14 protein-coding genes are annotated in these 14,107 nt (G+C 50.8%); 3 read left to right on the top strand and 11 right to left on the bottom strand.

Going from position 1 to position 14,107, the window contains the following annotated elements; genetic code table 11:
• Window positions 1-126 precede the first annotated feature (126 nt).
• Together EYC62_03805 and EYC62_03800 are read left to right on the top strand one after the other, a co-directional pair.
• Complete coding sequence (locus tag EYC62_03805; protein TAH35896.1) at window positions 127-1,008, top strand: hypothetical protein; 882 nt, start codon at window positions 127-129, stop codon at window positions 1,006-1,008.
• Between the two features lie 2 nt (window positions 1,009-1,010).
• On the top strand, window positions 1,011-1,952 hold the full coding sequence (locus tag EYC62_03800; protein ID TAH35895.1) for a hypothetical protein: 942 nt from the start codon (window positions 1,011-1,013) through the stop codon (window positions 1,950-1,952).
• Here EYC62_03800 and EYC62_03795 read toward each other — a convergent pair.
• The 7 genes from EYC62_03795 to EYC62_03765 all read right to left on the bottom strand — a co-directional run bounded on the left by EYC62_03795 (window position 1,909) and on the right by EYC62_03765 (window position 11,075).
• Window positions 1,909-2,976, bottom strand: coding sequence for a peptide chain release factor 1 (locus tag EYC62_03795; GenBank protein TAH35894.1), 1,068 nt, complete (start codon window positions 2,974-2,976; stop codon window positions 1,909-1,911). The genes EYC62_03800 and EYC62_03795 overlap by 44 nt on opposite strands.
• A 13-nt stretch (window positions 2,977-2,989) precedes the next feature.
• Window positions 2,990-4,225, bottom strand: coding sequence for a histidine--tRNA ligase (locus tag EYC62_03790; protein TAH35893.1), 1,236 nt, complete (start codon window positions 4,223-4,225; stop codon window positions 2,990-2,992).
• Window positions 4,218-5,324, bottom strand: a complete 1,107-nt coding sequence (locus tag EYC62_03785) for a flavodoxin-dependent (E)-4-hydroxy-3-methylbut-2-enyl-diphosphate synthase (protein TAH35892.1) — start codon at window positions 5,322-5,324, stop codon at window positions 4,218-4,220. Before EYC62_03785 ends, EYC62_03790 begins: the two co-directional genes overlap by 8 nt.
• Before the next feature lie 9 nt (window positions 5,325-5,333).
• The gene (locus EYC62_03780; protein TAH35891.1) at window positions 5,334-6,224 is read right to left on the bottom strand and encodes a helix-turn-helix domain-containing protein; all 891 of its coding nucleotides are present in this window, start codon (window positions 6,222-6,224) and stop codon (window positions 5,334-5,336) included.
• A 230-nt stretch (window positions 6,225-6,454) separates the two neighbouring features.
• Entirely contained in the window at window positions 6,455-8,740 is a 2,286-nt protein-coding gene (gene ptsP / locus EYC62_03775) for a phosphoenolpyruvate--protein phosphotransferase (protein ID TAH35890.1), read from the bottom strand.
• Between the two features lie 104 nt (window positions 8,741-8,844).
• Window positions 8,845-9,864 (bottom strand): 2-nitropropane dioxygenase, encoded by a 1,020-nt coding sequence (locus EYC62_03770; GenBank protein ID TAH35889.1) that lies wholly within the window; start codon window positions 9,862-9,864, stop codon window positions 8,845-8,847.
• On the bottom strand, window positions 9,864-11,075 hold the full coding sequence (locus tag EYC62_03765; protein ID TAH35888.1) for an aspartate kinase: 1,212 nt from the start codon (window positions 11,073-11,075) through the stop codon (window positions 9,864-9,866). Before EYC62_03765 ends, EYC62_03770 begins: the two co-directional genes overlap by 1 nt.
• A gap of 129 nt (window positions 11,076-11,204) precedes the next feature.
• On the opposite strand from EYC62_03765, the gene ubiG reads away from it, so the two are divergent.
• On the top strand, window positions 11,205-11,933 hold the full coding sequence (gene ubiG, locus EYC62_03760) for a bifunctional 2-polyprenyl-6-hydroxyphenol methylase/3-demethylubiquinol 3-O-methyltransferase UbiG (GenBank protein TAH35887.1): 729 nt from the start codon (window positions 11,205-11,207) through the stop codon (window positions 11,931-11,933).
• Here ubiG and EYC62_03755 read toward each other — a convergent pair.
• From EYC62_03755 to EYC62_03740, 4 genes are all read right to left on the bottom strand, one after another.
• Window positions 11,930-12,370, bottom strand: a complete 441-nt coding sequence (locus EYC62_03755; protein TAH35886.1) for a hypothetical protein — start codon at window positions 12,368-12,370, stop codon at window positions 11,930-11,932. The genes ubiG and EYC62_03755 overlap by 4 nt on opposite strands.
• Before the next feature lie 54 nt (window positions 12,371-12,424).
• A complete protein-coding gene (gene grxC / locus EYC62_03750; GenBank protein ID TAH35885.1) occupies window positions 12,425-12,676 on the bottom strand; it encodes a glutaredoxin 3 in 252 nt (83 codons plus the stop codon).
• 88 nt (window positions 12,677-12,764) lie between these two features.
• On the bottom strand, window positions 12,765-13,061 hold the full coding sequence (locus EYC62_03745) for a hypothetical protein (GenBank protein TAH35884.1): 297 nt from the start codon (window positions 13,059-13,061) through the stop codon (window positions 12,765-12,767).
• Window positions 13,062-13,163: 102 nt separating this feature from the next.
• Complete coding sequence (locus EYC62_03740; GenBank protein ID TAH35883.1) at window positions 13,164-13,931, bottom strand: ComF family protein; 768 nt, start codon at window positions 13,929-13,931, stop codon at window positions 13,164-13,166.
• Window positions 13,932-14,107 lie beyond the last annotated feature (176 nt).

Here is a 14,107-nt window from a genome sequence, read left to right as displayed (position 1 = left end):
ACTTGATTTTACAGCAAAATTGATGTATCCTATTAAGACATGATAGCATTTGTCGACGATACTCCCCTCGATCAAATAGAGCGGGTGCTAAAAAGAGAACAATCCTTGGCGGTCTCGGACCTCCGCATGGAAGACCGAATTGGTGCCGTTACCGAATTATCATTCGCTTTGCACGCCACCCAAACTATGCATCAGACTGGGCGCGAGATTCTGGCCATGTGCGAAAAAATTTGGGGCTCCAAAAATGCGGCCGCTATGTTTCAGAAGCTGGCCGGTGAGAATAATGCCGAGGCAGTCAAATTCATTTTGGAACGCCCCTGGCAAGCCGCGCCATTGCACAGCGATAATTGGGCCTTGCGAACAGCTAGTAAAGTTATTCGATCGATGGGCGGATATGACCGCCTGCCCGATCTTGCCAAAGATTTACATGGTCGGCAAATTGACAAGATTCCTGATTTGCAACAAGTGATTCGTAAACTGACCGGCGATATCGAAGTTTTTAAATCTGCCATGAAAGCCGATCATGTGCAGCAAAGAATCGGACAAGACGACAAGTCGTCATATCTTATCCTGCAATCAAGATTAGCCGGTGAAGTCAACAATGCTTGGCATCAAATGGTTAAATTGCACCCTTATCGTTCCGATTGGGATGTGCCGGAAAACCCTACCCCCGCCGTCATAAAAGAAACCATTGATCGTCTGAAACAAGATAGAGCAAAACGCGGCCAATATAACAAGCAAGAATTAGACCGTTTGGTAACCGAGCTTCCAAAACAAGATGCCACGATTGTGCCTGCCGGTCGTTATCGCAAGATTATTCACAGTGCTGGAATTCGTGGATTTAGCGACGTTGTTGACCGAATCCAGAAGTGGGCGAAAGACGGAAAAGTTGGAACCAAATGCGACAAGCGTCCACCGGAAGATACTCGAACCAAGCACCATCGCCGCACAAATCCAAGCGCTACTCCGCCCCATCCCATTCACACCGGTCCCGAACAAGGACGGTAAGCATGAATATGCCGGAAACAGCGCGCACGGCATTCGACGATTTTGCGGATTTTGTTACGCAAGTATCCTTGTTAAAAACTCAATCGGATTTTCTTTATGCTCTGGCCGATGCCTATGAAACGGCGATGGAGTCGGAAAACACAAGAGAGCTGGAAACACCGCAATATATCGCCTCGATCAACGCCAGTTGCGAGAGGTTATACGGCGCGCGGCGCGGCAAGAAAATAGCCGCCCAAATTATTGCCGGTGACAAATCGGAATATACCGAAAATGAATTGCGCGCCAAATTGCCGTGGAAACCGCCAATTTCCTTACGATGGCCCTGGAAATGGCCGAAATTTATGGCGGCGGAACCAGCTGCCTTGGCCAACCGGCAACCAATTTACCTGAGTTCTTTATTGCGCAATATCAAAAAACTTAAACAGCCAATTCAAATACAAAACCCAAGCCCATATGTTATAACGCAATTGGCGCGATGGAAAGACCAAGAAGGCAAATTATCCAAGCGGATTTCGGATATTTTTCACCATCACTGGCAAAATATAGTGGGTCCAATGAAGGAGCCGGAATTGGCCGCATATTTCCAAGGGGAAACGCCTTTATGCGAAGTTTCGGTTAGCAGAGCTCTGCGTAAATTCGATGAAATACAGGCCGTAAGAATTCCCGAATTATGCGAGCGCGTAAGCAAATCGCCAGCCGAACACGTGGATCAATCTTATTTTACGCATGTTTATGAACGTGTCCGCGATTTGGGCTACACAAATTTGACAGCTATTCTTCAAGCCTGGTTCAAGCCGTCCACAGCGGTGATGTCTAACATGGCGACCAACCCTGGCCGGATGCCGCCGGGCAATAACGATAGTACCGGGCTGAATATTTATACGCCTACAGGCAAAAAACCTACTCCAGCGCCGCCAACCGTTCCGCCTGGTCATTTGCGATAAGCGCATCGACCAATTCGTCAATCTCGCCCTGCATGATTTTATCCATTTGGTGCAGCGTCATGTTGATGCGGTGATCGGTCACGCGGGTTTGCGGGAAATTATAGGTGCGGATGCGTTCGGAACGATCACCGGTGCCCACTTGGCCCTTGCGCTTGGCGGCCATTTCCGCTTCGATCTTGGCACGCTCCACCTCGTATAAACGCGCACGCAGAATTTTCAACGCCTTGGCCTTGTTCTTATGCTGCGACTTTTCGTCTTGTTGCTGTACCACCGTACCGGTTGGAATATGGGTGATACGCACGGCGGAATCGGTGGTATTGACCGACTGGCCGCCTGGACCAGAGGAGCGAAACACATCAATCCGCAAATCTTTTTCTTCGATTTTAATATCAACCTCTTCCGCCTCGGGCAGAACCGCAACGGTGATCGTCGATGTATGCACCCGGCCCGATCCTTCGGTATCCGGCACGCGTTGTACCCGGTGTACGCCGGATTCGAATTTCATGCGCGCGAAAACGCCCGTGCCGGTAATTTCCGCCGTCGCATCCTTGAACCCGCCAAGGCCAGTGTCGGAAATGCTTAAAACTTCGAATCGCCAGCCGCGCAGTGCCGCATATTTTTCATATAGGCGGAACATTTCGGCGGCAAATAACGCCGCTTCGTCCCCGCCCGCGCCGGCGCGAATTTCCAGAATCGCGTTTTTCTCGTCCGCCGCGTCTTTTGGCAATAACATCACCTGCAATTCATGTTCGATGCCCGGCAATTTTTCTTTTAACGCGTAAAATTCTTCTTCGGCCATTTTGCGCATGTCGGCATCGCCGCTGGCATCGTTTTTCATGGCTTCCAAATCCGCCATTTCCTTGCGGGTGTTTTTCCATTCCTCGATCTTCTCGGCGACTGGCGTCAATTCGGCGTATTCCTTGTTCAATTTTACCAATTCTTCCGGTTTCAAAGGCGTGGATAATTGATCGCGTAGATCATTATGACGCTTCAATACTTTTTCAAGTTTTGCTTCGACTAACATACTCGTATCCTGTTTATTTTAAAAAATGTTGCAATTGATTGAAGGCGATTTTCTTTTCTTCGCCCGAATCCATGTTGCGCACTTGCGCCTGGCCGGATTTTATTTCATCGCCGCCAATAATCACCGCGAACCGCGCATTGCGGTCCCCGGCGCGTTTCATGCGCTTGCCGACATTGCCGGAATATCCCATATCCACGGCAATTCCCGCCCGGCGCAAATCATCGGCCAATGTTGCGGCAAACGCCTGTTCATTCTCGCTGACCGGCACAATGGCCACCGGACGCGCCATCATCGGCACATATTCCAATAACATCGCCAAACGTTCAATCCCAGCACCCCAGCCGATACCGGCCAGTTTCGGTCCGCCTAAACTTTCGATCAAACCGTCATACCGGCCGCCACCCATCACCGTTCCCTGCGCGCCGAGATCGCTCGTGATAAATTCGAACGCGGTGTGACAGTAATAATCAAGACCGCGCACCAAACGCGTGTTTATTTTGAACGGGATATTGACCGCCGTCAGGCCGTCTTTGACCTTGGCAAAAAAATCTTTGGACGGTTCATTCAAATATTCGGAAAAATCCGGTGCGCTGGCGACCAAACGTTTATCGCCTTCATCCTTGGAATCCAAAATCCGCATCGGATTTTTTTCCAGGCGCTTTAAACTGTCTTCGGACAATTGATCCTTGTGCGAAGTGAAATATTTCACCAGCGCGCCGCGATAATTTTTGCGGCTTTCCATATCGCCCAGCGTATTGATTTCCAATGTGCAGCGGCGGAAAATACCCAGCGCATCCAAAATCCGCGCGCCCAGCGAAATGCTTTCCACATCCGCGACCGGCGATTCGACACCGATAATTTCAACGTCGATTTGATGGAACTGCCGCTGGCGGCCCTTTTGCGGACGTTCGTACCGGAACACCGGACCATGGCTGAAAAATTTCAGCGGCGCGTTTTGCGCCATGCCTTCCGAAATCACCGCGCGGCACAATCCCGCAGTCAATTCCGGGCGCAGGGTGATATTTTCCCCGCCCTTGTCGGTCATGGAATACATTTCTTTCGACACCACATCGGATGTTTCGCCCATCGACCGCGCGAATACGTCGGTAAATTCGAAAATCGGCGGGATGATTTCTTCGAACATATACCGGCTGGCGATATCGCGCGCGACTTCGACCACATGGCGGTGGCGGCGCATATCGTCGCCATATAAATCGTGGGTACCGCGCACGGGTTGTAATTTAGACATTCCTGACTCCAGCCTTCTTTTCCACCATCTCTACAATATGCGACACAATATCCTGGTCCTTGATCCGGTGATCTTGGTTTCCAGCCACATATACCATATGCGTATTATTACCGCCACCGGCAAGGCCGATATCGGTCATGGCCGCCTCGCCCGGGCCATTAACCACGCAGCCGATGATGGAAACCGTCATCGGCGTTGTAATGTGGGCCAATTTTTCCTCTAACACCCGAACGGTTTCAATCACGTTAAATTGCTGCCGCGCGCAAGACGGACAAGCGATAATATTTACGCCGCGATGCCGCAAGCCCAAGGATTTTAGCATTTCAAATCCGGCTTTGACTTCTTCGACCGGATCGGCGGCCAGCGACACGCGAATCGTATCGCCGATGCCCGACCATAACAACATGCCAAGCCCAATCGACGATTTTACCGTCCCGGTGCGCAGACTGCCAGCCTCGGTAATGCCGATATGCAGCGGGCAATCGATAGCGGTTGCCAATTGCTGATACGCCGCGACGGCCAGAAATACATCCGATGCCTTGACGCTGATTTTAAATTCGTGGAAATCCAAATCTTGTAAAATCCGAGCATGGTTCAACGCGCTTTCGACCATGGCTTCGGGGCATGGCTCGCCGTATTTTTCCAATAACTCTTTTTCCAAACTGCCTGCGTTCACGCCGATCCGCATCGAACATCCGTGATCGCGCGCCGCCTTGACCACTTCGCGTACGCGGTCATCCGATCCGATATTGCCGGGATTGATGCGTAAACAAGCCGCGCCAGCCTCTGCCGCTTCGATGGCGCGTTTATAATGAAAGTGAATGTCGGCGACGATAGGAACTTTGGCCGCCTTGACAATTTTTTTCAGTGCCGCGGTCGATCCTTCGTCCGGTACCGACACGCGCACGATATCCGCGCCAGCCGATTCCAAGGACTGTATTTGCCGAACCGTCGCATCAACGTCGGTTGTCAAAGTATTGGTCATCGACTGCACCGAAATCGGCGCGTCGCCCCCCACCGCAACCTTGCCAACCATAATTTTACGGCAAGCGCGTCTGTGAATCGTCCGGTAAGGACGTATGGTCGTGTGATCGGTCATATAAAATTGCTAACGCGGCAAATCGCGTGCTCTGCGAGCCATATTACGGGCATCTACTAGCACATCGTTCATAACTTCGCCCTGATGGCCCAATAATCCGGCGCGTTTTCCATCGACGCGCACCATCAATCCCCCGGCATTGCCGGTCGATAAATAAGCGCCTTTGAAATTGGCGGGAACATTATACGTTTCGCCCTTGCGCAAGACTTTGCTGAACAAGGTATGGCCGTCATTGTTACTGATTTCCACCCACGAATCGCTAAGCACTTCAAAGGACAAACCGGAAGCAGGCGGAACTTCTTCCGCGGCTGGCGCCGGCGTCATCGGTGCCCCATTATCCGCGGTCGCTTCGCTGTTGGCGGGTTTTTCATCCGCCGGCGGAGTAAAAACATTTTGCTGTGCGTCGCCTGACGAGGTTATTTGCGTGCCTTCTTCAGAAGGCATATCGATTGGGCCCATCGCTTCGGCAATTGGCGCATCGACCGACGATGGCGACGACCAATAAGACCAAATCATAATCAACAGCAAAAACGCAGCCAGCGATCCGATCATGGTGCGCTTGCTGGGCAATTGCCGGTTGGAATTGGACGGAACATAAATCGGATCCAAAACTTCTTCGCGGCCAGCGGTTTCGCGGCGGAATTGATCCAATATGTCTTCCTGATTCAAACTTAGAAAATCTGCGTAGGAACGCACAAAGCCCCGCGCATAAACCAGCGCCGGCAGCGTATCATAATCGCCTTCTTCAATGGCTTTTAAATGCACGGCGCGGATGCATAATTGATTGGCAATATCGTCAATGCTCAAGCCCTGCTCTTCGCGGGCATCGCGTAAAATTTTTCCAACGCCAAAATTCGGATTGTTGCCGGAAGATATAGTGTTTGAGGAAACTTGAGACATGGAGGTATTTTTAGCCTATTTTTCAATAATTTGCCAGATGGGAAAAAGAGTTTACGAATATAATATTTGCTACCCTCCCCTTGAGGGAGGGTCAAAGCCGCAAAGCGGGTTTGGGGTGGGGATGCGGTGGTAAATATTATAAATCCTGTTGATTGGATAGGCTGAAGTCCCCACCCCAAAAATGCTACCGCATTTTTGACCCTCCCTCAAGGGGAGGGTAACTTTTATGTTTAATCCTGGATTAAAATACCCCGATCCGCAACAAAGGCTTTCAGTTTGCCTCGAATACTATGCTCTGTGCTGTCCAATAAGGACAAAATATAGGCCCGCAATTGGGCGACATTCAACTGGCGGATCGTGGCTTTGATCGGCCCTATACTGGATGCCGACATAGACAGGCGATTCAGACCCAGGCTGACCAATGCCATTGCCTCGAGCGGCCTTGCCGCCATTTCTCCGCATAAGGTCAACGGCACACCGGCCTTATCGCATTCTTCCACCAAATTGCGTATCACGCGCAGCACAGGCGGCGACAATGCATCATACCGCAACGATGTGCGCGCCCCGCCCCGGTCGCTGGCGAATAAAAACTGGATCAAATCGTTGCTGCCGATCGACAGAAAATCGACGCGTTTTAAAAGCGCCGGCAACTGCCATAACAAGGCGGGGACTTCGAGCATCGCGCCAACCGCGATTTGCGATGGCAAATCTTCGCCGCGTTCCTTGAACCGTCTAACCTCCATATCCAGCAAATTTTTGGCGGCATCGAATTCGGCGATTTCCGCGACCATTGGGAACATCAATTGCAAACGTTTGCCCTTGGATGCGCGCAGCATCGCGCGCAATTGCTGGCGCAATAACGACGGCATATCGAGCGCCAGGCGCAATCCGCGCCAGCCCATGGCCGGATTTTCCTCGGCATGATGCGGCATGTTCGGCAATGGTTTGTCCCCGCCAACATCGATGGTGCGGAATACAATATGCCGGTATCCGGCGGCATCGATCATCTGTTTATAAAATTCGGTTTGCTCGGCAAGCCCTGGGACCTGGCCGTAAGTCATGAAAGAAATTTCGGTACGGAACAGCCCGATTCCGTCGGCATTGGTCGCATCCAATTGATCGATATCGATCGGCAACCCAGCATTCATTAATAACGATACGGGCACGCCATCGGCGGTGATTGCCGGTAAATTGCGCGCCGCCGCATATTGCGCCTTGCGTTTTTCGCGCAAGACAATATTTTCGCGGAAAGACTGAATCACTTCTTCGCCTGGGCGAATATATATTTCGGCGCCCTCGCCATCGATGATCAACGAATCGCCAGATTCAATCCGGCGCAACGCATCGCCGATCTTGCCAACAACCGGAATATCCAGCGCGCGGGCGACGACGGCCACATGAGCGGTTTGCGAGCCTTCTTCCAATACCACGCCGCGCAAACGCTTGCGGTCGAAATCCAATAATGCCGCCGGGCCTAAATCCCGCGCGATGACGATAAAATCCTGGTCGGCGATATGCCGCGCCATCAATGTTTCTTCGCCCAAAATATGTTGCAACAAACGGGCGGTGATATCTTCGAGATCCGACAAGCGCGCGCGGATATAAGGATCGTTGATCAAATTCATCCTGGCGCGGGTTTCATTATGCACTTTTTGCACCGATGCCTCGGCCGAAAGTCCGGTTCTGATCGACTCGCGGATGCGGTTCAGCCAGCCTTTGTCGGATGCAAACAACCGATAAGATTCCAATACCTCGACATGTTCCTGCCCCGCCGCCACCGGCATATCGTTGGCGGCGTCCTCGATCATGCCGCTGATCGATACGTGCATTTCATCCAACGCTTTTTGCAGCCTTGCCAATTCTTCGTCCGTGTTATCCGACATCATGCGGGTGATGCGCGGCGCGGCGTTATATAAAAATGCGCGGCCAATCGCCAGGCCAGAATGAATCCGCAAGCCAGTCAGGCGCGTTGGCATCAATCCTATGCCATCGCTGCCGACCTGTTCCTCGGGCTTGATCAAATCGCCCGACGTAATCAGATAGCCAAGCAAAATCGCGATCGTTTCCAGTTGTTCGATATCGTCATCGTTATAGTGGCGCTGTTTGATATTTTGCACCACCAGCACGCCCACGACGCGGCCGCCAAGCAATAACGGCACGCCGCAGAAAGATTTGAAATTCTCTTCCTCGGTTTCAGGGCGATAAGCAAAATTCGGATGTTCCCAAGCATTAGCCGCGACCACCGGTTGCGCGGTCGACGCAACAAGACCAACCAAACCTTCACCGATGCGCAAGCGGGTTTTATTGATTGCGGATGGATTCAAACCTTGAGTGGCGAATAATTCCAGCAAATCGCCGGGACGTTTGATATAGACCGAACAGACTTCGACCACCATGCCGGTTGCAATCGCCTTGACCACTTGTTGCAGACGTTCGCGCGCGTCCGGGTACCTGCCGATAATATCGCGCAGATCCTTAAGTAGTTTTTTCGAAGTGGTGACAGGAGCAGTTAACATTCACCAAGCGCCAAAGAAAGTTGCCAAACGAAACCCAGTTCCGGTAAACAGCGGCGGATTATCCGGGCGAGTTGTGCCCAAATTAAGGCCGCTGAAACCCCGATTTAAGCATACTTGATCTTGTTGTTTAACGCATGGTCGGCCTGATAAATCAGCTCATCAATGATTTCTTGTGTGGTTTGCTCGGCACTGACCATGCCCACACTCTGCCCGGCCATTAAGGATCCGTTTTCCACATCGCCATCAATGGCGGCGCGGCGCAAGGCGCCCGCCCAAAAATGCTCGATTTCCAATTGCGCCGCATCCATCGATAAAACGCCGCTTTCGTATTTGGCGATCACTTCGCGCTGTTTTTCCATAAACCGCTTGGTGCCTTCATTTTGCAATGCACGCACCGGAATTACCGGAAACCGCGGATCGATTTGCGCCGATGGCATGGCATCGCGCGAAGCGGCATTAATAAAAGCGCGTTTAAATTTCGGATGCGCAACACATTCCCGCGCGCACACAAAACGGGTGCCCAATTGCACTCCCGCCGCGCCCATTTCCAGATAACTTAAAATCGCCTCGCCCCGTCCGATACCGCCCGCGACAAATACCGGCACCTCGGAAATATTGGGCAGAATTTCTTGCGCCAGAACCGAAGTGCTGACCGGGCCGATATGGCCACCCGCTTCCGATCCTTCGACGATCAATGCGTCAATACCGTCCTTCAGCAGTTTTTTGCCGATCACCAACGCCGGCGCAAAAGATATTACCTTGCACCCACCGTCTTTTAATTTTTGAATTAATGCTTTTTTCGGCACACCCCCGGCCAGCACCACATGGCTGACCCGGTTATTGATGCAAGTTTGCGCCAAATCATCCAGTTTGGGGTGCATGACGATCAAATTCACGCCAAACGGGTTTTTGGTCAGTTTTTGCGTGGCCTTGATTTCCGCGTCCAACAATTCCGGCGTCATCGATCCGCACGCCACAACGCCGAATCCGCCAGCATTTGAAATCGCCGCGACCAGATTGCGTTCGGAAACCCAAGTCATCGCCCCGCCCATAATGGCGTATTTGGTTCCCAAAAACTGGCAACCATCTTGCATCAAGGATTCCAGGGTGTGGATTTTTTTCATTAGGCCGCCACCGATTTTGTTTTTTCATCCTGATCCAGCGCGAACGCCACATGCAACGCGCGCAGAGCGGATTCCAGATGCTCCGCCCCAATCAACACCGTAACTTTGATATCGCATTTTGTTGTTGCGTAGATCGCAATGGATTTTTCCGTCAATGTATCCAGCATAGTTTCTGCGGCCGACGGATGGTTGCGAATGCCAAGCCCAACGATAGAAACCTTGGCTATATTGACATCGGCCATAATATCCGAAAAACCAAGTTTGGACTGGCTTTGGCGCAGCATCTTTACCGCGCGATCCAAATCGACTTTAGGCACGGTGAAAACCAAACTGGTATTTTTTGCAACCATATCGACCGGAATATTGGCCGCATCCAGCAATGCAAAAATTTCTTTATCTTGGACGGCGCCATTGATTTCAATTTTGGTGTCTTCCTTGCTGTACGCCAAACCGCTGACCGACCGGATATTGGAAATTTCTTTCTCATCCACCATAAACGTGCCAGCTTCGTTTTTAAAACTGGATAATACTTGCACGCGTACCTTGTTGCGGCGCGCAACTTCGACCGATTGAGGCTGCAATACCTTCGCACCTTGCGAGGCGAATTCCTGCATTTCTTCGTACGAAATTTTTTCCAATTTCCGGGCATTGTCGACAATGCGCGGATCGGTGGTGAACACGCCTTCGACATCGGTGTAAATATCGCATTGATCCGCCTTGACCGCAGCGGCAACGGCAACCGCCGTGGTATCCGATCCACCGCGGCCCAGCGTTGTGACCGAACCATCCGGGCTGACGCCTTGGAATCCGGCAATCACCGGAATAATTTTTTGCTGCATGAGGGCGATCAATTTTTGGCCCTCGACCTGGTCGATCCAAGCATTGCCATATTGATCGCTGGTGCGTATCGGAATTTGCCATCCCAAAAACGATCTTGCGGACGCGCCGATATCTTCGAGCGCCATGGCCAATAAGCCAACCGTCACTTGCTCCCCGGCCGAGATGATCAAATCATATTCGCGCGGATTGGGCACTTTTTGCATTTCGCGGGCCAAGGCTACCAATTTATTGGTTTCACCCGCCATCGCGGACAATACCACCGCAATTTCATGGCCTAAATCCAATTGCAATTTCACCAGGCGCGCCACTTTGCGGATGCGGGCAATATCCGCCACTGATGTACCGCCGAATTTTAAGACTAAACGTGCCATTTGGTGGATTTTAAGGGTTTTTGGGAAAAAGGCAAGATAAGGTGCCAAGTGTCGGGTTTCAGGTGCCAGGTTTTGCTCAATAATATATACTGTTGAACCTGAAACCCGATACCTGAAACCTGGAACCTAATTATGCGCAGCAGCATCAACCAACGCGAAATCGATCATTTTACCAAAGACGCCCCCGATTGGTGGAACGAGAATGGTAAATTCAAACCGTTGCACGCGCTGAATCCAACACGATTGGAATTTATCGTCGGTGAAATCGCGGCGCATTTTAAAATAAAACAGAATCAGCCATCGCCGCTTTCCGGTTTAGAAATTTTGGATGTGGGTTGCGGCGGCGGATTAGTATGCGAGCCGTTGGCGCGTCTTGGCGGCAATGTAACCGGCATCGATGCCGATCCAGTAGCCATTACTGTTGCGCAAAATCATGCCAAGCAAAGCGGACTTGCGATCGCCTATCAAAAACAAAGTATTGAAAACCTAGCCAAGGCCAAAAAACATTTCGATGTCGCATTGGCGCTGGAAATTATCGAGCATGTCGATAATGTGGAATTATTCGTTCAATCGTTGCGCCGCGTGTTGAAACCAGGCGGGATTTTAATTCTATCGACCTTGAACCGTACTATGAAATCTTATGCCCAAGCGATTGTAATGGCCGAAGATATTTTGGGATGGGTCACGCCGGGCACGCATGACTGGAATAAATTTATCAGGCCCGAAGAATTGGCCGGAATCCTTGATGAAAGTGATTTCAAAATTCGCGCGCAAAAAGGATTTTCTTTTTCGCCGATTGGGCGGAATTGGAAACTAAGTGGTGATCTGGGCGTGAATTATATTATTAGCGCGATTTAAAGATTTCTAGCGCGATAGGCTTCTAAAGTTTGCAAACCAAAAAGCGTACGCCGCTTGTCTACTGTTTCCAACCGCTGCACGGGACTGTCATTCAGCTGCGTGCCATAAATTTGTGGGCGGTGCGCGGCAATGCGAATTTTATCTTTAATTACAGCGTAATACTGCCATGGAACCAATTGCCGTTTGCACAATCCCTTTAAATGCGGCGCGAAATCTTTCTGCATTTCAGGTTGCAGGGTTTGATGCACCACCAACAAGGCAAATTTACGCAATCCCTCCGCGTCCAAATGCCGATCATCCGGCCAACCACCTAAATCTTGTTTAATAGCCCGGATTCTGAGACCATGGGTTTCATCAAGAGGTCCCAAATCTTTTCCAGCTAAACGGGCGAATTGATCGGCGTCATACATAGCCGAGATTTGATCAACTAAAGACATAGAGAATTGTATCTTATAAAGATACAATTGTCAATTTATTCATTAACCCCTTAATTATAGGCCTAACATCCCATCCAATTTTCCGGCCTTATCCAGCGCATATAAATCATCCGCCCCGCCGACATGAGTGCCGTTGATGAAAATCTGCGGCACGGTTTGCCGTCCGCCGGAACGTTTGACGCATTCGTTCCAGACATTCTCATCTTCCTCGCAATTGATTTCGGTAAAGCTTTGGCCTTTTTTCTTCAGCAAATCTTTAGCGCGGGTGCAGTGCGGACAATAGGTTGTGGTGTAGATTTCAATCATAGGATGACAGGGTTTTGGGTATTGGGTTTTGGGGTTTGGAAAGGCTGAAAAAATCACCCGAAACCCAAACCCCTAACCCCAAATCCCGTTATTGTTTCGGCTGAGCGTCCGGCGCGGCGGCTGGTTTTTTCGGTGGTTCCGGCATTTTGTCGGATTTGGTCAATGGATACCAGCCGATGATCTGTCCTTCGGGTTGCGCCAGAATCCAGGTGCTGCCGGTTTGCGTATCGACCAACACTGGCTGCGACAAATCATATTTCACCGGACCAGGCATCGAAATCGTCGTATTGATAACCTGAAAACGGCCATCCTTGCCATCGCCGGCGACGGCTGCGGCGGCGGTAATGGCAAGCAATACCAACGCCAATGCAATAATGCGTTTCATCCACTTCTCCTTCACACTTTGGGGGGTTGATGTCAAATTCATGGGAATACCGATAGAAAATTTTATCAAATCTAAACCGGAAAAGGCAAAGATTCAACGATATTAATGATCGAACAGAACACGGGCCAGGGTTAGCACCCTTACCTCCGCCGCGCCGTGTTTCAACAGGGTTTTGGCGCATTCATTGACCGTTGCGCCGCTGGTCATAACATCGTCGACCAAAACGATAATTTTGTTTTTTACCTTGTCCGTATATTTTGGATTTACGGCAAAGGCTGCCCGGACATTTTTTTCGCGTTCATCCCGCGTCATATTTTCATGCGGTGTCGTGCGTTTTTTTCGCAGCAACAAATGCGGTTCGTGATCAAGGCTGGAATAATTGGCAATTTCTGTCGACAATAACGCCGCCTGATTATATTTGCGTTTTACCAAGCGCCACCAATGTAACGGCACTGGCGCGATTAAATCAGCGCCATGCAAAATATCTTTACTGGATTGATATAAAAATTTTGCCAGCAATCCGCGTAAATGAATTTTATCGCCATGTTTAAAGGCGAGAATCATTTGCTTGCTGTGATCGTCATATTTCAATGCCGCGCGTGCGGCAACATAGGATGGCCGTTTTTCAACGCACTTGGCGCACAGCGCCCCAGGCCCTAAATCAAAGGCAAAAGGCAACCCGCAACAATCGCAATGCGGCCGGACGATAAATTGCAGCCCATTCCAACATTCGGCGCAAAGACTTTGGCCGGATTGCATTACCTCGCGGCACAGGCCGCATGTGTGCGGCAACACCAGATCCAGCAATCTGGAAGCCGGATTGGCCGAGGGTGCGCCCGTCAAGCGGGCTGTTGTTTTGCGGGCAAACATGGTACAAAGCCTAATTCATTTTACACAGAGAACAAGCAAATTGAATCAACAGCCATTCGACCGCGCTTTGTTGCGCCAAAGACGAAAAAAAGCCGCTTTTTCCAAGGCTGACCGCGGCGCATTGGCGGTTGAGATTGCCATACGCCTGATCGAAGATCTTCAATTAATTCGCCGGG

The organism is Alphaproteobacteria bacterium, from assembly GCA_004295055.1.
GTDB lineage: Bacteria > Pseudomonadota > Alphaproteobacteria > SHNJ01 > SHNJ01 > SHNJ01.
Note: the sequence above shows the minus strand (reverse complement) of the source record. Positions and strands in the feature narration are given on the sequence as shown.